The 21,935-nt window shown below is 55.8% G+C and carries 16 protein-coding genes; 14 read left to right on the forward strand and 2 right to left on the reverse strand.

The window, feature by feature from the left end:
• The first annotated feature begins 198 nt into the window (after positions 1-198).
• Positions 199-1,602 (forward strand): group II intron reverse transcriptase/maturase, encoded by a 1,404-nt coding sequence (gene ltrA, locus GURA_RS03280; protein WP_011937128.1) that lies wholly within the window; start codon positions 199-201, stop codon positions 1,600-1,602.
• 91 nt (positions 1,603-1,693) lie between these two features.
• Here the strand turns inward: ltrA and GURA_RS03285 are convergent, their stop codons facing one another.
• On the reverse strand, positions 1,694-3,739 hold the full coding sequence (locus GURA_RS03285; protein WP_011937582.1) for a sodium-translocating pyrophosphatase: 2,046 nt from the start codon (positions 3,737-3,739) through the stop codon (positions 1,694-1,696).
• Between the two features lie 230 nt (positions 3,740-3,969).
• Between GURA_RS03285 and GURA_RS03290 the strand changes: the two genes are divergently transcribed.
• From GURA_RS03290 to GURA_RS03315, 6 genes are all read left to right on the forward strand, one after another.
• On the forward strand, positions 3,970-5,229 hold the full coding sequence (locus GURA_RS03290) for a lactate racemase domain-containing protein (RefSeq protein WP_011937583.1): 1,260 nt from the start codon (positions 3,970-3,972) through the stop codon (positions 5,227-5,229).
• A 90-nt stretch (positions 5,230-5,319) separates the two neighbouring features.
• The gene (locus GURA_RS03295; protein WP_011937584.1) at positions 5,320-6,699 is read left to right on the forward strand and encodes an FAD-binding oxidoreductase; all 1,380 of its coding nucleotides are present in this window, start codon (positions 5,320-5,322) and stop codon (positions 6,697-6,699) included.
• 101 nt (positions 6,700-6,800) lie between these two features.
• On the forward strand, positions 6,801-8,066 hold the full coding sequence (locus GURA_RS03300) for a (Fe-S)-binding protein (protein ID WP_011937585.1): 1,266 nt from the start codon (positions 6,801-6,803) through the stop codon (positions 8,064-8,066).
• Between the two features lie 167 nt (positions 8,067-8,233).
• Positions 8,234-8,797 carry a helix-turn-helix domain-containing protein gene (locus GURA_RS03305; protein ID WP_011937586.1) on the forward strand — a complete coding sequence of 188 codons (564 nt, stop codon included), beginning with the start codon at positions 8,234-8,236 and terminating at the stop codon, positions 8,795-8,797.
• 136 nt (positions 8,798-8,933) lie between these two features.
• Positions 8,934-10,658 carry an acyl-CoA carboxylase subunit beta gene (locus tag GURA_RS03310; RefSeq protein ID WP_011937587.1) on the forward strand — a complete coding sequence of 575 codons (1,725 nt, stop codon included), beginning with the start codon at positions 8,934-8,936 and terminating at the stop codon, positions 10,656-10,658.
• Between the two features lie 174 nt (positions 10,659-10,832).
• Entirely contained in the window at positions 10,833-13,721 is a 2,889-nt protein-coding gene (locus GURA_RS03315) for an ATP-binding protein (protein WP_011937588.1), read from the forward strand.
• Between the two features lie 106 nt (positions 13,722-13,827).
• Here the strand turns inward: GURA_RS03315 and GURA_RS03320 are convergent, their stop codons facing one another.
• A complete protein-coding gene (locus tag GURA_RS03320) occupies positions 13,828-14,037 on the reverse strand; it encodes a hypothetical protein (RefSeq protein ID WP_011937589.1) in 210 nt (69 codons plus the stop codon).
• 537 nt (positions 14,038-14,574) lie between these two features.
• On the opposite strand from GURA_RS03320, the gene GURA_RS03325 reads away from it, so the two are divergent.
• From GURA_RS03325 to GURA_RS03355, 7 genes are all read left to right on the forward strand, one after another.
• Positions 14,575-16,230, forward strand: a complete 1,656-nt coding sequence (locus GURA_RS03325; protein ID WP_011937590.1) for an acyl-CoA mutase large subunit family protein — start codon at positions 14,575-14,577, stop codon at positions 16,228-16,230.
• A gap of 67 nt (positions 16,231-16,297) precedes the next feature.
• A complete protein-coding gene (gene mce, locus GURA_RS03330) occupies positions 16,298-16,702 on the forward strand; it encodes a methylmalonyl-CoA epimerase (RefSeq protein ID WP_011937591.1) in 405 nt (134 codons plus the stop codon).
• A 617-nt stretch (positions 16,703-17,319) separates the two neighbouring features.
• Positions 17,320-18,708, forward strand: a complete 1,389-nt coding sequence (locus GURA_RS03335; protein WP_011937592.1) for a hypothetical protein — start codon at positions 17,320-17,322, stop codon at positions 18,706-18,708.
• Positions 18,709-18,821: 113 nt separating this feature from the next.
• Positions 18,822-19,109, forward strand: a complete 288-nt coding sequence (locus GURA_RS03340) for a hypothetical protein (RefSeq protein WP_011937593.1) — start codon at positions 18,822-18,824, stop codon at positions 19,107-19,109.
• 165 nt (positions 19,110-19,274) lie between these two features.
• The gene (mntA, locus tag GURA_RS03345) at positions 19,275-19,706 is read left to right on the forward strand and encodes a type VII toxin-antitoxin system MntA family adenylyltransferase antitoxin (RefSeq protein ID WP_232278970.1); all 432 of its coding nucleotides are present in this window, start codon (positions 19,275-19,277) and stop codon (positions 19,704-19,706) included.
• Positions 19,696-20,118, forward strand: a complete 423-nt coding sequence (gene hepT, locus GURA_RS03350; RefSeq protein WP_011937595.1) for a type VII toxin-antitoxin system HepT family RNase toxin — start codon at positions 19,696-19,698, stop codon at positions 20,116-20,118. Before mntA ends, hepT begins: the two co-directional genes overlap by 11 nt.
• 215 nt (positions 20,119-20,333) lie before the next feature.
• The gene (locus GURA_RS03355; RefSeq protein WP_011937596.1) at positions 20,334-21,812 is read left to right on the forward strand and encodes an FG-GAP repeat domain-containing protein; all 1,479 of its coding nucleotides are present in this window, start codon (positions 20,334-20,336) and stop codon (positions 21,810-21,812) included.
• The last annotated feature ends 123 nt before the right edge of the window (positions 21,813-21,935 follow it).

The following is a 21,935-nucleotide window of genomic DNA, read 5'->3' on the forward strand; positions in this document are numbered from 1 at the left end:
ATGTGGAAGTAGATGCGGCGGGTATATGGGATGAAGGTCACGCGCATTACCCTGGGAGGTCTGTCAACCTGCCTTGTGCTACCGGCATCGAGAGGTGCCGGGATGGGTTGGCAGAAGTCAGCAGAGGCCATACGAGTCGGAATAACCGACCGACAAAGGGCCGAACTTGAAGTAAGCGGACAGGAGCCTTGAGTTTCGATGACGACAGGAGCAGCAGAAGGCCGGGTTGGGATACCCGGCGCCAGCCCGGAGGGTAGCGGTTGGAAACCGCGAGAGAAAGGGAGAGGTGCGGCAAACGTCACGGGAAGGAAAGCAGCTCACTGGCCGGAAGCGGCAACGGGACTGATGGAGAAGATCGTCAGTCGCGGCAACATGATGGCGGCATACTCACGGGTAATGCGCAACAAGGGAGCGCCCGGCGTCGATAACATGCCGGTAACGGCCCTGAAGGGCTACCTACAGGAGGAATGGCCGCGCATCAGAGAAGAACTGCTGACGGGAACGTATCACCCGCAACCGGTGCGGAAAGTAGAAATTCCCAAACCGGGAGGCGGCACACGGATGCTGGGAATTCCCACCGTCCTTGACCGACTCATTCAGCAGGCGGTGCATCAAGTTTTGAGCCCGCTGTTCGACCCTGGTTTCTCCATAAGTTCCCACGGGTTTCGCCCTGGACGGAGCGCCCATCAAGCGATCAAGGCAGCTCGGAAGTATGTAGAGAGCGGCCTTAGGTGGGTGGTTGACATTGACCTTGAGAAATTTTTCGACCGAGTCCACCACGACACCCTTATGTCGCTGGTGAAACGCAAGGTTGGAGACCGTCTGGTGCTGTCCCTTATCGACAGCTACCTTAAGGCAGGGATACTTGAAGGAGGAGTGACGTCACCCCGGTTGGAAGGCACGCCGCAAGGCGGGCCTCTCTCGCCGCTGCTGTCCAACATCCTCCTCGACGAACTGGACAAGAAACTGGAAAGAAGGGGCCATAAGTTCTGCCGCTATGCCGACGACGCAAATATCTATGTTGCAACGAGGAGAAGCGGCGAGCGTGTCATGGCCTCAATTACCGGCTACCTGTCCGAGCGGCTCAAGCTCACGGTCAACCAGGGCAAAAGCGCGGTTGACCGTCCGTGGAAAAGGTCGTTTCTGAGTTACAGCATGACCCGGCACCGCAAACCGCGGCTTACCGTGGCCAAGAAAGCGGCTGCCAGGCTCAAGGCCAACCTCAAGACGATCTTTAGGCGGGGAAGGGGTCAGAACATCCAAACCACCGTTGAAGAGACAACCCCGAAACTTAGGGGTTGGTTAAACTACTTTCGGTACGCGGAAGTAAAAGGCATCTTCGAGGAACTGGACGGATGGCTGAGACGTAAACTGCGTCGCATTCTCTGGAAGCAGTGGAAGCGCCCCAAGACGCGAGCAAAGAAACTGATGCGGCGGGGATTATCGGAGGCAACTGCATGGCGGTCGGCCACAAACGGCCGCGGCCCCTGGTGGAATGCAGGGGCCGCGCATATGAACAAAGCTGTTCCGAAATTCTACTTCGACAAACTGGGGCTGGTATCACTCATAGACCAGCTTCACCGACTTCAACGTACTTCATGAACCGCCGTGTACGGAACCGTACGCACGGTGGTGTGGGAGGACGGCGGGAGCAATCCCGCCTCCTACCCGATTGCACGGTGTTTCCTGGGTGTTACATCTTGTTCAGGAGCGGAACAATCAGGAGTGACACGATGTTGATGATCTTGATCATCGGGTTTACCGCCGGGCCGGCGGTGTCCTTGTACGGGTCGCCGACGGTGTCGCCGGTTACGGCTGCCTTGTGGGCGTCGCCGCCCTTGCCGCCGTGGTAGCCGTCTTCGATGTATTTCTTGGCGTTATCCCATGCGCCGCCGCCGGTGGTCATGGAGATGGCGACGAAAATACCGGTGACGATGGAACCGACGATCACCCCGCCCAGCGCCTTGGGGCCGAGGGTGAAGCCGACGACGATCGGTGCGAGGATCGGGATCAGCCCGGGAATGACCATCTCCTTGAGGGCGGTCTTGGTAACGATGTCGACGCAGGAGGCGTAGTCCGGTTTGCCGGTACCTTCCATGATCCCCTTGATCTCGCGGAACTGACGGCGAACCTCTTCGACAACCGCTCCGCCTGCCTTGCCGACCGCTTCCATGCAGAGGGCGGCAAAGTAGTAGGGGAGGAGGCCGCCGATGAAGAGACCGACGATGATATAAGGATCGGAGAGTGAGAAGGTCTTGTCGGCGATGGTCAGCTCCTGCACGTAGGAGGTGAAGAGAATGACTGCAGCCAGACCGGCGGAACCGATGGCATAGCCTTTGGTTACTGCCTTGGTGGTGTTGCCGACTGCGTCAAGCGGGTCGGTAACGGCACGGACCGAATCGTCGAGCTCGGCCATTTCGGCAATGCCGCCGGCGTTGTCGGTGATCGGGCCGTAGGCGTCCATGGCAACGACGATACCGGTCAGTGACAGCATGGAAACCGCCGCGATGGCGATGCCGTAAACTCCGGCACAGTTGAATGCCACGAGTATGCCTGCTGAGATGACGATAACGGGCAGTGCCGTGGATTTCATGGAGACGCCGAGGCCGGCGATGATGTTGGTGGCGTGACCGGTGGTGGAGGCCTGGGCGATGTGCTGCACCGGGCCGTATTCGGTAGCGGTGTAGTATTCGGTGATCCAGAAGATGGCGCCGGTAACGATCAGGCCGACGATGGCGGAGATGAAGATGTTCATGGCGCTGAAGTTCTGGCCGGCCGCATCGGTGAGCCCTGCCGGGAACATCTGCACGGTGACGAAGTAGAAGGTGATGCAGGCGATGACGCCGGAAACGATCAATCCTTTGTAGAGGGCGCCCATGATTTTTCCGCTTCCGCCGAGCTTGACGAAATAGGTGCCGATGATGGAGGCGATGATGGATATGCCACCCAGGATCAGCGGGTAGTTTACTGCGCCGGAGATATTGTTGAAGGTGATGGCTCCGAGGAGCATGGAGGCGATCAGGGTGACGGCGTAAGTCTCGAAGAGGTCGGCTGCCATACCTGCGCAGTCCCCCACGTTGTCACCGACGTTGTCGGCGATAACTGCCGGGTTGCGCGGATCGTCTTCGGGGATGCCCGCTTCCACCTTGCCGACCAGGTCTGCGCCTACGTCAGCACCCTTGGTGAAGATGCCGCCGCCGAGACGGGCAAAGATGGAGATGAGCGAACCGCCGAAGCCGAGGCCGACCAGTTGGCTGACCACATCTTTGATTGGAGCTTCGGGCATCAGTTTCTGCAGGATCAGGTAGTAACCGGCAACGCCGAGGAGGCCGAGGCCGACGACGAGCATGCCGGTAATTGCGCCGCCGCGGAATGCGACGTTCAGTGCCTTGACAATGCCGGACTTGGCAGCTTCAGTGGTTCTGATGTTGGCCCGTACCGAGACGAACATGCCGATAAAGCCGGTCAGACCGGAGAAAAGGGCGCCGACTGCGAAACCAACGGCGGTTTTCCAGCCAAGGGTAGCAAAGAGGGCTACGAACATGACAACACCGACTGCTGCGATGATGGTGTACTGGCGCTTCATATAGGCGCCGGCCCCTTCCTGGATGGCCGCGGCGATCTGCTTCATCCGCTCGTTCCCCTGGGGAAGCCCCAGAATCCATTGGGCCGAGATGAGACCGTAGGCCACTGCCGCTACGGCGCAGGCAAGGGCGAATAATACTGCATACTGTTCCATTGAAAATCCTCCTATGTAATGTGCCTTAATAAAGGCTTTTGTTCAGTTTGAGAAAAATTTACTAATTTGAACAAAAAACGGAAAATTGTTATAGGAAACGTCGCAGTTTGTCAATCTTTTTTGACGATTTTGCAAAAAGTTTTGTCCGTCTCCAGAACCGGGAGAAGGTTCATCTGTCCGGCGTGCTTAAGGGTTGCGCTTTCACCGCTGAAAATGTATCATTGATCGCCATGGAACTTAGATACGGTGACATATCCTTCCCCTTGGATCTTCCTCCTGATAAACTCCTCGCTGCAATTCGTGCCGTCATACCTTCCCCATCCTGTTCTCCTGCCGCGATAATCCGAACGGCACTTGCCGGGTGTGATGCGGTCATTTCCGGGTTCAGGCCGGGAGAGCGGGTGGTGATCGTCACCTCGGACATCACGCGCTACACCGGCAGCGAGATCTATCTGCCGCTTCTGGTGGAGCGGCTCAACGCCGCCGGGGTCCGGGATCAGGATATGGAAATCGTCGTCGCCCTCGGTATCCACCGTCGGCAGACCGAGCACGAACATAGGAAAATCCTCGGTTCCCTGTATGGCCGGATCAGGGTCTCCGACCACGACTGCGATGATCCAGGCAAGCTGGTCTACCTGGGAAAAACCTCCGCCGGCATCGAGGTCGAGATAAACCGCAAGGTGGCTGAGGCGGACCGGGTAATCCTGACCGGCACCATCGGTTTTCATTATTTTGCCGGATTCGGCGGCGGGAGAAAGGCGATCCTGCCTGGATCGGCCAGCCGCAAGTCCTGCATGGCCAGCCACTTTGCCGTGTTGAATCCCGAGGCGGGAAGCGGGAAAAACCCCTGTGCCGCAACCGGCGTTCTCGATGGAAATCCCGTCCATGGGGCCATGATCGAGGGGTGTGCCATGGTTAACCCCGCATTCATCCTCAACACGGTCCTCGCCCCGGACAAGCGCATCATTGCCGCCTTTGCCGGCGACTGGCGGGAGAAGCACCTGGATGGGTGCCGCTACTACGCAGAACTCTTCTCTTACCCGATCAGGGAAAAGGCCGATCTGGTTGTCGTCTCCTGCGGCGGTTTTCCCAAGGACATCAACTTCATCCAGGCGCACAAATCCATGGAGTACGGCAGCCAGGCCCTGAAAGAAGGAGGGGTGCTGGTGCTCCTGGCCCAGTGCCGCGACGGTTACGGCAACGACACCTTTTTCCGCTGGTTCCGCTTCAAAGAGCTGTCGGCCTTTGAGTCGGCACTGCGCAACAACTACGAAATCAACGGCCAGACAGCCTATTCGACTCTGCAGAAGGCGCAGCGGTTTCGGGTGGTGCTGGTTTCCGATCTCCCCCCTGAAGAGGTGGAGACCATGGGGATGATTGCCGCCGCCACCCTGCCTGAAGCCATGGAAAAGGCGGCAGCCATGCTTCCCGAGGATTATAAGGCTTACGTAATCCCCGAAGGGGGAACGGTTTTGCCGGTGCCCTTGTAGGGGCGAACGGCGTTCGCCCGCCTCTGAACCGCCTGGGCGCATGCCATGCGCCCCTACCAGATACATCATTAACACGAAAGAAGAGATATCATGCTCGAACCACGTATCATCGAAAAATTGAAACAGATCATCGGCGCCGACAATACCGCCACGGAACGGCAGGACCTCCTCTGCTACGGCTACGATGCCACGCAGATGGAGTTTCTCCCCGATGTGGTGGTCCATCCGGCCAATGCAGACGAGGTCTCGCAGGTGCTGAAGCTGGCCAATGCCGAGAAGATACCCGTTTTCCCCCGCGGCGCGGGGAGCGGTTTCTCTGGTGGGGCACTCCCCAAAGGGGGGGGCATCGTCCTCGTCACTACCCGGATGAACCGGATCATTCGCATCGACACCGACAACCTGGTGGCCGAGGTGGAGCCGGGGGTGGTAACCGAACAGTTTCAGGAGGCGGTGGAAAAACTCGGGCTCTTCTATCCCCCCGATCCGGCCTCTCTCAAGTTTTCCACTCTCGGCGGCAACGTGGCCGAGTGCGCCGGCGGTCCGCGGGCGGTCAAGTACGGCGTGACCAAGGACTTCGTCATGGGGCTGGAGCTGGTTCTTCCCACCGGAGAGATCATCCGCACCGGCGGCGAAACGGTGAAGGGGGTGGTCGGTTACGACTTGACCAAGCTTGTCTGCGGTTCCGAGGGGACCCTGGGGGTGATTACCAGGATCATCTTCAAGCTTCTCCCCTATCCCGATGCAAAAAAGACCATGCTTGCCGTCTTCGACTCCATCGACGGGGCAGCTACCGCTGTTTCCACCATCATCAAAGGGAAGATCATCCCGACTACCCTCGAGTTCATGGACCACGCCACCATCCAGTGTGTCGACCGGCGCTTCAACCTGGGTCTGCCGGCGGAAGGGAGAGCGCTCCTCATCATCGAGGTGGACGGGGACAGGGACCTGATCGAGAAGCAGGCCGGGCAGATCCACGACCTGATCAAGCCGCTGGGGCTTGTCCAGTTCCGGGTGGCCAGGGACGCCGCCGAGTCGGAGCAGCTCTGGAAGGTGCGGCGTCTCGTGTCGCCATCGCTCAGGGATGTGAACCCGACCAAGTACAACGAGGACATCGTCGTGCCACGGAGCAAGGTCCCCGATGTCATCCGCCGTATCGAGAAGATCCAGCAGCGGTACGACATTCCCATTGTCAATTTCGGCCATGCCGGTGACGGCAACATCCATGTCAACGTCATGATCGATAAGGAAATCCCGGGAATGGAGGAGAAGGCCCACGAGGCGATCAAGGAGATATTTCAGGCCGCCCTCGACCTGGGGGGCACCATGTCGGGAGAGCACGGCGTGGGTCTCTCCAAGGCGCCGTATATTCCATTGGAGCTTTCCCCTGTGCAGATCGCGACGATGAAGGCGATAAAGGGGGCCTTGGACCCGAACAATATACTGAATCCTGGGAAGATGTTCCCTGAATAACCATGTTGAGGTAAAGGTGGAATGAGAAGATTGCGTAGGGGCGTCCCCTTGTGGGCGCCCTGGGTTGGGCAGGCCAAGGCCAGCCCCTACAAAGGTGTTAAATGGACCCATTAAAGAGAGTTGAAAAAGATCTGAAAAAATGTGTCAAATGCGGCGCCTGCCGGGCCAACTGTCCGGCGTTCTCCGCGTATCAGCGCGAACCGGCGGTGGCGCGGGGCAAGGTGGCGCTCGCCCAGCATCTCTTGGCCAAGGACATCGAGCTGGACGACCAGACCTACCTGACCATGTCCAAATGCCTGCTCTGCGGCAGCTGCGTGGAAAAATGCCCGAACGAGGTGCCGACCGACGAGATCGTCATTGCCGCCCGTGAGGCGCTGGCGGAACAGCGGGGGCTCGCCACCTTCCATAAGGCGGTCGGCCGAGTGATAAGGAACCGCAAGCTGATGAACATGGGGGCAGCAATGGCTGCCGTCCTGGGGCCGCTCTTCTTTCGCAGGGTGCCGGCCAATTCCGGCTTGAGGCTCCGCTTCCCCCTCCCATTCGTCGGCGGCAAACGGCATATTCCCGAACTGGCCAGGAAGCCCTTCATGTCGCGCCACCCGGAGATCATCCAGGGGGAGCCGGGCAAGCCGCGCATTATCTATTTCGTCGGCTGCATGACCAATTTCGTTTATACGGAAGTGGGTGAGGCTGCGCTGGCCCTCTTCCGTCACCTGGGATGCACGGTCATAATTCCCAAGGACCAGCAGTGCTGCGGCCTGCCTGGAATGTCCGGCGGCGATCTGGCAACAGTCAAGGCGCTGGCGGAAAGGAATCTGGCCGTGCTGGAGAAATATGAGGCCGATTATATCATGACCGCCTGCGCCACCTGCGGCGGGGCGCTCCATAAGCTTTACCCCGCGGTGGTCGGGAAAAAGCATCCTGAACTCTTGAAACGTTTGCAGGCGGTTGCGGAAAAGACCATCGACGCTGCCGTGCTGTTGCAGAAGCTGGGTTTCAACCCGGAAGCGACCGGTGCCGGCGAGGCGATCAGGATTACCTACCACGATCCCTGTCACCTCCGTAACCGAGCCATCACCCGACAACCGCGCGAACTGTTGCAGGCAGCGCCCGGCGTGCAACTGGTGGAGATGGAGGGGGCCGACAAGTGTTGCGGCCTGGGGGGGACGTTCAACGTTTACCACTATGACACCTCGCTGCGCATCAACGCCGGCAAGAGCGAGGCGATCCGGTGCACCGGCGCCGATGCCGTTGTCACCGGTTGTCCCGGCTGCATGATGCAACTTTCCGACGGTCTGAAGCAGGGAGGGGCCAGAACCAGGGTCCTGCACACGCTGGAGATACTGGCCCGTAAATTGAGGCAGTGATAACTACTGGATATCTGTTGTGATAAGCCGTTTTAGGAACGCTTCAACCAGCTGTTTTTTCGCCATTCTTTTATTATCAGTGAAATTTTTTTTATTGACATTAGAAACTAAATTGGGTATGTATTCCCAAAAATAAAAACTAGTTTTATTTTTTGCCGGAGCATTAGATGACTGATTACAACATCGGGGCTAAGATCAAGAAGCTTCGCCTTGCCAAAAAATTAACACTTCAGGCGGTGGCGAAGGAGACCGGCTTTTCGCCGGCCCTCATTTCCCAGATTGAAAACAACAACGTCTCTCCTCCCATTGCAACCCTGTCCCGGATTGCGAAATTCTTCGATGTCAAAGTCGGGATGTTTTTCACCGAGGATGAAGAAGAGTACAAGTACGAGGTGGTACGGAAGTCGGAACGGAAGCTGATCCCGCGGGTCATCTCCCGGTCGGGAACCAGCCAGGGGTATTCTTACGAGTCCCTTTCGTTCAGAAAACAGAACAAGAAAATGGAGCCCTTTCTCCTTACCATCGCCGAGAAGACTGCCGAGGAAAATACCTATAGCCATGACGGCGAGGAGTTCCTCTTCATCGTGAAAGGGAATGCCGAACTGCTGCTTGACGACAACCGCATATCCCTCGAAGAGGGGGACTGCGTTTACTTCGACTCTTCCCTGAAGCACCGGCTCCTATCCAAAGACGGCTCCGAGGTCAAGGTGCTGGCTGTGGTTACACGATAAAATCAGTTCTACGTTCTACGTTCTAGGTTCTAGGTTAAAAACGTAGAACGTAGAACGTAGAACGTAGAACGTAGAACGTAGAACGTTTTGAAGCTGTTGCTGTTGAAAAAATCCAATTACCGAAAGGATGGCGGATATGTCCAAAAAAGCAATTAAACCTTCACTGAAAAACCCCTTTGCCCCACCCGAGAAAGTCGAATTTAACATCCCCGGCGAGATCTCCCGCGCTACAGGCGGTTATGAAGTGGCAATGAAGGAAGGGCATGACCTGATTCAGCGCCCCATCAAGTCGGTCAGCATCGACCAGATCGAGAAACAGCACTTCAAGAAACGGATGACCGTCTGGGAGAGAATCCGGGTCCTCACCGAGATGGAGCCCAACATCCTGTTCCAGAACTGGGGCAAGAATCTCGACGGTGCTTCGCTGGTTACCGGTATCCTCAACATCCACGGGCGTGATGTGGCCGTTTACGGACACGATTTCACCGTTCGCGCCGGCTCCATGGACGCCACCAACGGCAACAAACTGGCCCGCCTGTTCCAGATGGCCGGCGAAAAAGGGATCCCCCTGATCGGCATGAACGACAGCGCCGGAGCCTTCGTTCCTGCCGGCGTCGGCGGTCTCGACGGCTATGCGGAGGCATTTACTGCGCTCAGGAAGATCAGCGGCGTTGTCCCCAGCATCATGTGCATGTTCGGTTTCAATGCCGGCGGCGGCAGCTACCTTCCCCGGCAAGGGAGCTTCGTCATCCAGCCCAAGGACACCTTCTTCGGCCTGACCGGCCCCGGTGTCGTCAAGTCGGTGCTGGGAGAAGACGTTACCCCCGAGGACCTGGGCGGCCCCAAGGTGCATGGACTGTCGGGCGTTGCCGATCTCACCGTCGAAGACGAAGTGGGCGCGTTGCGCGCTGCCGTTATGCTGCTGAACTATCTCCCGGACAACAACAGCGTCATGGCGCCCTTTCAGGAGACGAGCGATCCTCTCGACCGGAAGACCTGGGAAATCAACACCCTGCTCAAGAAGGCCTTCAACTCGCCGACCGGATTCAATACCCCCTTCGATGTGTCGATCATTATCCAGCAGATCTGCGACCACGGCGATTATTTTGAAATGCAGCCCGACCGTGCACGGAATGCGGTCACGGCCTTTGGCCGGCTGGGGGGCAATGTCGTCGGCTTCGTGGCCAACAACAGCGCCGTCGACTCCGGACAGATCGACGTGGATGCGGCCTATAAAATTGCACGCTTCAACCGTTTCTGCAACATCTACAATATCCCGATCATCTTCATGGAAGACACCACCGGCTTCCTGCCGGGGCGCGAGCAGGAAGCCCGCGGCATCGTGCAGGCCGGGCGGGCCATGCTCGATTCCATCGTCGACATCAGAACGCCCCGCATCCTGCTGATTCTTCGCAATGCCTACGGCGGCGCCTATGCGTCCTACAACAACTATCCGACCGGTGCCGACCTGGTCCTGGCATTGCCGACCACGCGGCTGGCGGTTATGGGGCCGGCGGGGAAGGAATTCGTCTATAAGGATGAACTCCGCAAACTGCGCACCGCTGTTACAGAGCGTGTAAAGCGCGGCATTCTGGAGCGCATCGAGGCCGGGGTGAAGGAAGACTCTGCCCGGAACGATGCCGAGAAAGAGGCCGCCGACTGGCTGAAAGCACAGGAGGCCGAACTCAATCTGCGCTACGAAAAAGAGCTGATGAACCCGAAGGAAGCTCTCAGTCTCGGTTCCATCTCCTCGCTCGTGATGCCGACCGACCTGCGCAAGGTGCTGGGCGAAAACCTGAACTTCTTCCTCAGGCATTACAAAGCCTCGCCGATGCAAGCCGTTCAACGCGAGTTCCATTAAACATGGCAAAAGCACTTTAGCTGCGAATTTTCACGAATCAGCACGAATATTCAAGACGCTGTGAAACATAAAGAAATCATGTATAACGGTGAAGATATTGTGTTTATTCGTGTCATGCGTGGCTAACCGCCTTTCTAAGATTAATCAATATCGATGGATTGGAGATAGAGACCGATGACACAAACTGTTGATTATTACATGAACAACCACCTGATTCATAAAAATCGCCGCTTGAGCACCTCCACCTCCGAGTGGGTGCGCTCCTTCTCCTGCGAGGATTTGAAGCCGCTCATCGTCTGCCGCGGCCCCATCCGCAAGGAGGCCATGGACGTCTATGGGGAGATGGGCATTACCCATTTCGGCATTCTGCTCTCCGAAAAGGACTCCATTGTCTACCCCAACGCCCTGGCTCCCGAACTGCGCCAGCTGACCGATTCCAGGCGCGTCCATCGCGTGCCCGACTACACCGGCGCAAGCAAGGAGGAGCGGGTCGAGCGTATCCATCAGATCATCAGAATCGCCACGGACAACGGTTACGATTCCATCTTTGCCGGCTACGGTTTCATGGCGGAGGACGATGAGTTCGTTGCGGCCATAGAAAACGCCGGGCTCAAGTTCATCGGCCCCTGTTCCGCCACCCAGGCCGGTGCGGGCAAAAAGGACGAAGCCAAGCGGACCGCGCTCACCGTCAACGTCAGCGTCACTCCTGGCATTGACAATGTCACGGCACGTACCCTGCTCAAGAAGCACCCCACCCGGGAGAAGCTGCTGGCGCTGGCGAAATCCGACGGACTCGCCTGCGACGCGAAAATCATCAATGATCCGGGGATTTCCCTGGAAGATCTGGCGGACCACATCCTCTATGCTTCCTACGCCAAGGGGGTCGACCTCTTCTCGATCGAGGAGCTCTGTGCCCAGGTCCAGGCCGAGGTGGCCGCCATGTTCAAAAAGTACCCGCAAAGTCGGGTCCGCCTCAAGGCAATCGGCGGCGGCGGTGGGAAGGGGCAGCGCATCCTGGGTGCATCGTTGCTCACGGTCAAGAACGCTGACGACAAGGCGATCGCCAAGGCAGCCGCCGAAGCGCCGACCCTCGTTCGGGAAATCCTCAACGAAGTCAAGGCAAATGGCGTGGGGGACAACAAGAACATCCTCGTCGAGCTGAACATAGAGCAGACCCGCCACAATGAAATCCAGCTGCTCGGAAACGGTGAATGGTGTATTGCCTTGGGCGGCCGCGACTGTTCTCTGCAGATGCATGAACAGAAGCTGCTCGAAGTATCCGTCACCCAGGAGGGGCTTGCTGCAGCCATTGCAAAAGCCAAGGCCGCCGGCAAGAAGAGCGAAGTCAAGGCCCTTGAGAGCGACCTGACGGTTCTTAAGCGCATGGAAGAGGAATCCGAGCGTTTCGGCAAGGCGGTCGGCCTCGATTCCGCCTCTACCTTCGAATGCATTGTCGACCGTGATCGTCACTTCTTTATGGAAGTGAACACCCGTATCCAGGTTGAGCATCGGGTGACCGAGCTCTGCTACTCTCTCAAGTTCACCAACCCGAAGGACAAAAAGGACTTCTTCGTCGTTGAATCCCTGGTCGAGGCCATGGCCCTGTTGGCGCAGCATAAAGAGCGCTTGCCCAAGCCCGAGCGGATCGTTCGTTTCAATGCCTCTGTCGAGGCGCGGCTGAATGCCACTGATGCGTCCCTCTCTCCCCATGCGGGAGGCATGATACGCTACTGGTCGAAACCGATCGAGGGTGAGATCCGCGACGACCAGGGGATAAGCATGCTGAACCCCGATACCGGCCTGTTCGTGAAGTACAAGGTGGCCGGGGCTTACGACTCCAACATTGCCCTGCTCCTCACCAATGGTGAAGACCGTCTGGACAGCTACGAGCGCATGTCGGCCGTCATCCGCAGCACCACGTTGCGCGGCAGTGATCTGGCCACCAACCTTGAATTTCATTACGGGCTGGTCAACTGGTTCCTCGGAAACAACGTGAACGCCAAGCCTACGACCCGTTTCGTTGTTCCGTATCTTACCCTGGTGGGGACGCTGAAAGAGGAAGCGAACAAGATGGATCCTGTTTATGCCTTCCTGCAGATGAAGAAGCATTATGCCAAGCGTATTGCCGAACAGTTTCCCGATGATCCCCAGGTTGCCAAGAACATGTCCGCGCTGCTCGACCGGAAGGGAACCCTGATTACCCGTCCCATGGAGCGCCTCCTCGGCGATCCGCATCTCCTCTCCGGCTGGCTGAGCATGAACACGAAAAACTTCCGTATCGATGACGGCAAGGTCGTCTGGCTGAGGAACCCCCTGGGGGTTCTCAATGAAACCTACGAATACCTGCACATGTCCTTCCGCCCGCACAAGCCTGCGGCGGAGATAATCTGGGGCCACGACAACGAGCTGCTCCAGCAATCGCTCCGTTTCTCCCGCACCCTGCGTGAAAAGTTCGGGCTTGCCAGGGATGAGTACTTCAAGCTCAACGAATTTCTGCAGAATGATGAGCCCCAGGGTGGCTTCGATGCCGATACCTGGGAGCAGATTCGCTCCACCCATTTTGGTTACGAGGCGGGCCTTGAACTGCTCGGCATGCTGTTCATGATCGGCGAGAACACCCGGTTCTGGGACCTGCGTGTTGAAGAGGATCTGGAAATCACCATTCCCGACTACCTGACCGACCCGGATCTGCAGGCGCGGATGAAAAAGATCCTGGTGCCGCCTCCCGTAACCAAGGCCGATGAAATCGTTGCTGCTTGCGGTGGCATGTACTATGCCCAGGAAGCTCCGGGCATGCCGCACTTCGTTGAAGAAGGGATGCACTTCGAGAAGGGGCAGCCACTCTATATCATTGAAGTCATGAAGATGTTCAACAAGGTTTACGCTCCGTTCTCCGGCACCGTCGATAAGATCCTGATTCAGGGTGGTGACGGAATAATCGTCCAAAAGGGGCAACCACTCTTCAAGGTCACCCCGGACGAGAAATTTATCGAAGTGGATCTGAACGAGATCGAGCGCGAAAAACGCGCTCTTACCACCAAGTACCTGAAAGCCGTTCTGTAAGGTTTGGGGCAGACGCAAAAAGGGCTCCAAACGGGATTTGGAGCCCTCGGATCACCAACTAACCCCGCCTGAAAAGACGGGGTTAGTCGTTTGGAAAGAATCCTGCTCAAGTCTGATTATAATCGTCTCCTTCAACGCATTCGGATTGCGCTTCCAGAAATGATTTTTCCTGGGGATCCTTGACGATTTCCGTAATACCGTGATTAACGGACCAAATCGTTCCACAATGAGGGCATTCGATGATTTCTTCAGTGAAGCCATTTGAATGCAACTCGATGTCAATATGTTCGTGGTTTTTACATACGGGACATTTCATGACAGTTCTCCTTTCGCGCCAGACGGCATTAGGGACTGTAGGGGCGTGGGCTTGCCCTTTAGGCCCGCAGTTTGGGTCCGCCCTTGTTGCAATCGCCACCCAAAGGCGGCCCAGACCCAAAGCGGGCGGCCCAAGGGCGCGCCCCTACGGGAAAAGGTATGATTTTATTTTCCGAGTCCCTTAGTAAAGTGTATGACCACGGATTTTGTTTGCAAGTAAAAAAATAGATCTCTTTTCAGCGTTGTCCGGTTTGGTTTTTGCTTACGTCCCGTAGGGACAGAATACTGGTAGCCGGGGAATTCATTCCCCGGTCATCCAGGCGAAATATCATCACGTCACGTACGTGACGTGGGGAAATATAGCATCTCTCCGGGGGATGAATCCCCCGGCTACATTCAAACGCCCCTAATGGGGCTTAACAACCTTGATGCACAAACCAAACCGGACAACGCTGACCTCTTTTATGAAAAATCGAGGAATTTGCCCGTTCGGCTTCCACGAGATGACGCCCATTTTACGCAGGATAAGGAGAGTATCATGAGCATTTCCGAAAAAAAGAAAGCATGGCAGGAAACAACCGTCAGCAAGAACATCGCCAAGGCGCCGGAGCGCAATAACGAATTCAGCACCACCTCCAACATCGAGATGGAGCGCTGTTTTACCCCTGACTTCGAATACCCCGGTTACGAGGAAAACCTCGGTTTCCCCGGTGAATACCCCTTTACCCGCGGTGTGCAGCCGACCATGTACCGCGGCCGTTTCTGGACCATGCGCCAGTACGCCGGTTTCGGCACCGCAAAGGAGTCCAACGAGCGCTACAAGTATCTCCTCCAGGCAGGCCAGACCGGTCTGTCGGTTGCCTTCGATCTTCCCACCCAGATGGGTTACGATTCGGACGCGGGCATGAGCCGCGGGGAAGTGGGGAAGGTGGGGGTCGCCATCGACTCGATGGCTGATATGGAGATACTTTTCGACGGCATTCCCCTCGACAAGGTTTCCACCTCCATGACCATCAATTCCACTGCGGCGATCCTTCTTGCCATGTACATCGCCGTGGCCGAGAAGCAGGGGGTCTCGTCGGACAAGGTGTCCGGCACCATCCAGAACGATATCCTCAAGGAGTACATGGCGCGCGGCACCTATATCTACCCGCCCAAGGAGTCGATGCGCATCATCACCGATATCTTCGCCTACTGCAAGGACCAGGTTCCCAAGTGGAACACCATCAGCATTTCCGGCTATCACATCCGCGAGGCCGGCTCCAGCGCAGTGCAGGAAGTGGCATTCACCCTGGCCGACGGCATCGCCTACGTGGATGCAGCCATAAAGGCGGGACTCGATGTGGACGAGTTCGCGCCGCGGCTCGCCTTCTTCTTCAATGCCCATAACAACCTGCTGGAAGAGGTGGCCAAGTTCCGCGCCGCCCGCCGCATGTGGGCCAGGATCATGAAGGAGCGCTTCAAGGCCAAGGACCCCAAGTCCCAGATGCTCCGCTTCCATACCCAGACCGCCGGCTGTACCCTTACCGCCCAGCAGCCCGACAACAACATCATGCGTGTCACCATGCAGGCCCTGGCTGCCGTGCTCGGCGGCACCCAGTCGCTCCACACCAATTCCCGCGACGAAGCCCTTGCCCTTCCCACAGAGGATTCGGTACGCATCGCGCTCAGGACGCAGCAGGTCATTGCCTATGAATCCGGTGTCGCCGATTCCATCGACCCGCTGGCAGGAAGCTTCCTCGTCGAGTCGTTGACCGATCAGATTGAAAAGGCGGCTCTGGAGTACATCGACAAGATAGACAAGCTGGGCGGAGCGGTTGAGGCCATTTCGCAGGGCTTCCAGCAGAAGGAGATCCAGGATTCCGCCTTCGCCTACCAGCGGGCGATCGAAACCAATGAACTGGTGATCGTCGGGGTCAACAAATTCACCATCCAGGAGCCGCCGCCAAGCGGTCTGCTGAAGGTGAAGGAAGAAGTGGAAATCTTCCAGAAAAAGTCGCTGGCCGAGTTGAAGGCAAAGCGGGACAACGCCAGGGTGCAGGATACACTCAAATCCCTTGAAACTGCTGCGAGGGGGACCGATAACCTGATGCCGCATATCCTTGACGCGGTCAAGGCCTACGCCACCCTGGGCGAGATCTCTGACGTCTTCCGCGAGGTCTTCGGCAAACACCGTGAGACGGTTGTGCTGTAATTGTGACGGAAAAACAACGCTTCTGTGACTTTGCTGTAACATAAATCACCTACATTCGGAGCACTCCATGCTGACAAAAATCAATCACATCGGTATAGCGGTAAATTCCCTGGACGAGGCAATTCCCTTTTATCGTGACAATCTCGGCATGGCCTTCAGGGGGATGGAAGAGGTTGTGGAACAGCAGGTCAAGGTGGCCTTCCTTGAAGTGGGTGAGTCGAAGATCGAACTGTTGGAGCCGACCAGTGCCGAGAGTCCTGTAGCCAAGTTTCTGGAGAAGAACGGTCCCGGCGTTCACCACATTGCCTACCAGGTGGAGGATCTTGAAGCAGCCATCGCAAAGCTGGAATCGGAGGGGGCGCGCATGATCGACAAGGTCCCGCGGCTGGGCGCCCACGGAGCGCGCATTGCCTTCATCCATCCAAAAAGCAGTAATGGCGTGTTGACCGAACTCTGCCAGGCGGGGCATTGACCGGACAATCAACAGACGATTCATCTTGCCGGAATTCTTCAAATGCAGAATTCGTCGAAATGAAGACAGTCTTAAAATGTCTCATTAAATCAATGTGTTATGGGCTACATGTTTGATTATGTAACAATGTTTGAAAATTTACTTGACTTATGTTTGTATAATTGTATAGTAACGACAAAATTATAGAACATGGTGGTAATTGTATATGTGGTTGCAAACCGCCTGAAAGTGGATATCCAGACGGACATTCCCCTGAAAAGGGTTGAATGTAAAGGTTTGTTGACAACCGAAACAAATAGAGCTAGTATTCATGCGTCAAAATTAATAAGTGCAGGTGCTAATGCCGCTACCATGTCCAGAACAGAATGCAGCGCAGGAATACACTTCGGTTAGAAAGGCCACCGAGACGGCTGGCTGTGCGTTAGATGTTGATAAAAGCCCTTGTTCGCTCCTGTAATCAGTATACAATGAGGCGGGCAAGGGTTTTTCGTATGGAGGGGGAATTGACGGTCCGGGTTTGACCTGACTTTTTTCATGGAAAGGTGGTGATGGAGAGCTCAATTTCGCTGTTTGACATGTGATTTTCTAATTTTCTACAACAATGAAGGAGGTACAAGATGAGTTTCAAGAAGAAAATATTGGCAGTCGCCGCAGTGGGTGCACTGACCGTTGCAACGGCAGTACCGGCAATGGCGCTGGAGAACGAGTTTCACGGGATGTATCGCTTCAAGTTTAACATGTCGAATGCCTATGATGCGTCATCCGGCCCGTTTACTGTTAAGGATAATCCCAAAACGAAGGAGTATCTGGAGCAGCGCGCCCGTCTCATGTATATCGCCAAGGCAAGCGACGACCTGAGGCTGGTCACTCACTTCGAGCTCGATTACTCCAAGTTCGGCGATGGCTCGTATGACATTAAACGGGGCCAAGGTGCTGCCATCGGCGCAGACGAGATCAACCTGGAGACCAAAGACATCTACCTGGACTTCAACCTTCCGACTGCGGTTCCCGTAAACTTCAAGGTGGGGATGCAGCCCTGGATCGACTCCTACGGCGGGCTCGTTGTCAATGCCGACATGGCCGGCGTGCTGGCCTCCGCCAAGTATGCCGGTTTCAGCAACTCCCTCGGCTTCTTCCGCTTTGATGATAAAGGGGCAATAGCCGGTAAGAACTCCCGCGACTTCCTTGCACTTGACACCAAATACAGCCTGAACAAGGACGTGCGGATCGGCGCTTCCTACTACCTTCTGAATGATGACCTCGATGTCGCTACATCGACATTGACCGGGAAAGATCCCGCGCGGGTTGCAAACAGCAGCATTGTTCACATGCTGGGCTTGAACGGCCAGGCGAAGGTTGGGATTGCAACGATTGATGGCGGCTTCCTCTACCAGTTCGGCAATCTGGAAGCTCCTGTTAATGGCCACCTCAGCGCATTTGGCGGCTATGTCGGCAGCAAGGTCGCCGTCGGCCCCGGCACCTTGAACGTCGTTGCCGCCTACACAACGGGCGACAGCAACCCATCCACCGGCAACAGCAATGCCTTCCAGTCGGTCGGCAACACGAACAGCGGTTCTTTTTCCGAAAACACCTTCTACGGCGCCAACATGCACCTCCTGATGCGCTCCAAGTACGAGATCAACTCCAGCCGCAACCTTATCTATTCTTCAAATAATAACAACCAGGGGATGACCGTTGGTTCCCTCGGCTATGACATGAAATTCACCGACAAGCTCTACGGCAATGCCAATGTCGGCTTTGGCGCGATCTCCAAGACAAATAGTACCAATGCCACTGCTGACAGCAAGTACCTCGGTACTGAGATAAACGCAGAAGTCGGCTATAAACTCTACGACAACCTGAATGCGAGCGTCTACGGCGCTTACGTTGCCTTGGGTGATTACTTCAAGAACGTTGGTACTACTACTTCTTCCACTGGCGTTGCTCCCGGAAAAAGACCTAATGACCTATTCTTGACCACAGTGATGCTGAACTACGTCTTCTAGTTGCAGAACAAGGCCGGCGGGACTTCCGCCGGCCTTGTTCATTTGACAAGCCGTAAAAAGCTGCTTTAATTTTCTTGGAACTTGATCCAAATTACATGACGGGGGGAATGATCATGAAGAAGATTGCGATGATGATTATGGCGACATTTGCTTTGGCTGCTGCGGTTCCGGCCTTTGCTGCAGAGATGACCAAGGAAGAAAAGGACCAGTGTCTGCTGGCCTCGAAAAACTGCGCAACAGAAGTGGACAGCATCCAGAAAAAGATCAAGAAGCTGAATGCCGAGATCAAAAAAGGGAAAAAAGTCTATTCTGCCGACGAAATCAAGAAACTCCAAGGCAAGTTGAAAGAGGCCGAAGATATGCTTGACGTCCTTTTGGGATTAAAAGGCGGCGCGCAATAAATATTCCTTTGAAATGTTTTATGAAGGGGAGAGGCGACTCTCCCTTTTTTTATTACATGGTGGCAGAAACCCGGCTGTTTTGCCCTTTTGATATATTCTTTGACTTGCGAGGATTGCTTTGGGATAATTCAGAACCCTTTGCGGAATCAAAGAGCAGTCAACCATTTGAAACCGATCAAACCCATGAAGAAATCCATCACCGAAACGATTATTCAGTATTTTGCTCCTGATCGACACGTCATAGCCGTCTACCTGTTCGGCTCGCAGGCCAGGGGAAGGGCGAAGCCGTCCAGCGATGTGGATTTGGCGGTGCTTCTTGCAGAAAAGCCCGATTTCGACTACCGCTTAAAAGCCATGGACGAGCTTTCAGGTCTGCTGAAAAAGCCGGTGGATGTCGTGATCCTTGACCAATGCGGTCTGATAATGCAGCGGCAGGTGCTCAAATACGGGATCCTCCTCTATGAACGGGACAGCAGGAAGCGCAAGGCTTTCGAGATACTTTCCCGGAAAATGTATCTTGATTTTCTGCCGGCGCACCGCCTCTACGTGTCAAAAATGGAAGAAAGAATCCTCCGGAGGGTGGAGAATGGTCGATAAAGAAGTAACGGAAAGGCTTCTGGGGCTTCTGGATGGATACTTGAACGACCTGCAATCTGTTCAGGGGCTAAGTTTCGATGAGTATGAATCTGATATCAGGACGAAGAGGTTCGTAGAAAGAACCTTGCAGATAGCCGTCGAAGCCTGTTTTGACATGGGGTGGCACATCATTGCCGATGAAGGATTGCCCGAAGCAGAGAATAACAGGGATGTCTTCAAGGTTCTTGCGGATGCAAAAGTAATCGACCGGTCGATTGTTCCGAGTCTGCAACAGATGGCTTCTTTTCGGAACCTGATAGTGCACGACTACGGAAAGATCGACGACGAGATAGTCTTTGGCATCCTAAAACGCCGGATTGTCGATTTTGAGGCTTACGCGGGGATGATAGTCGGATATCTCAGTGGGAAATAACTATCCTTTTGTCACATGACGTCCCGAAGGGACAGAATGCCGGTAGCCCGGCGATTTATCGCCGGGATTCATAGATGTAGTATTCCATTTTCGTCACGTACGTGACTGAAGGATAACGCGGTTTCGACCGACCGGGGGATGAATCCCCCGGCTACAAGCATGCTGTCCCGATGGGACGAAAAACCGAATTTGATCTTATTTTGCCAGGAGCCGTCATGAAAAAATTTGCCGTTTTTATTATCTTGCTGTGCCCGCTTTACTTTGTGTCCCAGGTGCGCGCGGCCCAGATCAAGGCTTACGTAGCAGAGTTCAACGTTGCCGGCGTGCCGAACCGGGATGAACTGAAAGGGACCCTCCAGACGCTGCTTGCCTCCCGCCTGAACAGCGAAGCGATATTCACCGTGGACGCCTCAACCGGTGCGGATGTGCTCGTAACGGGGAGCTATGCGGTGCTGGGAAAGATATTCAGTCTGGATGCGGTCGCCAGGGACAGTTCCGGCAAAGTGCTTGCGCGGGTGTTCGAGCAGGGGGAGAGCCAGGATGAACTGATTCCCGCACTTGCCAAGCTGGCACAGAAGTTGGGCGGCGAGATAGTAAAGAGTTTGCCGCCCCCGGTCGCTAAGCCCGTATCGCCTGCTCCGGCAACAGCTTTGCCTGTCCCGGTTCCTGCAGCTGCCGCACCGTCCGGCGAGATCGTCAGGGCGGAACCGGTGTCCAAATCCGGCAGCTCAAGCTGGACCAGCCAGCGACTTGACGGCGCACTGGTCGGCATTGCTCCGGGGAGAACCCTGGAAAACGGCGTGCGTGAATTATATGTCGTTGACGATCACGCCCTCCGTCTCTATCGCCAGGGAAAAGAGTTGGAACTCGTTGCCGAAGTTACCTTCGGCGATTCCGAACAAATACTCGGCGTAGATACGGCCGCCCTGGATGGTGACGGGATTTCCGAAGCCTATCTGACCATGTTGAGCGGCGATAATCTGGCATCGCAGGTCTGGGTCGCCCGGGACGGGAGATTGCAGAAGGTTGCGGAAAATCTACCTTACTTCTTCCGGGCTATTGCCCTGGACGGGAAGGAAAAAAGGATCTACGTGCAGGAGATGGGACGCGATGCCGATTTTTATGGCGATGTGTATGAACTGGTAAGAAAAGACGCCAAATTCGAGAAGCAAAATCCCATCAAGCTTCCCCGCTTCGGCTTTCTTTATAACTTCAACCGCTTTACAGATGCCAAAGGGGGGAGCCACTACGTGCTGATAAACGCGGACGGTTACGTCATCGTCTATTCTGCCGCAGGGGAAGAGTTGTGGCGCAGCAGCGACAAGTTCGGCGGAAGCGAACTGTATTTCAAACGACAGGATCTGGCTAATGTGAGGACAACCGGCGATCAATACCGGTGGACATTCCTTGAGCAGCGCATTGTCGTGACTCCAGAGGGTGAAATCATCGTGCCAAAGAACAGCGGCTTGTTCGTCTTCGGCACAAACCGTTCCTATAAGAAGAATTCCGTGTTTTCCTTTGCCTGGAACGGTTCAACCCTCGATGAAAGGTGGCATACAAAGGAGAGCCAGAATTATCTGGCCGATTATTCTTTCGATGCTCCCCGCAAGGAGCTGATCCTTCTCGAAGTGGTAAAGAAGGAAGGCTTGATTGAAAAGGGAGCGAGTGCCATTGTTGTGAAGAGGGTGGAGTAGTTCCGGACGGTAATCTCGTTCATGTCTTTGCAGGGGCGCCGCAAGCCGGCGCCCCTCTTTTTTTGCGGGGATTTAATCGTTGACATCCCCTTTGTATACTGCTAGGATTTCAGGCGTTTTGCG

The organism is Geotalea uraniireducens Rf4 (assembly GCF_000016745.1).
GTDB classification, from domain to species: domain Bacteria; phylum Desulfobacterota; class Desulfuromonadia; order Geobacterales; family Geobacteraceae; genus Geotalea; species Geotalea uraniireducens.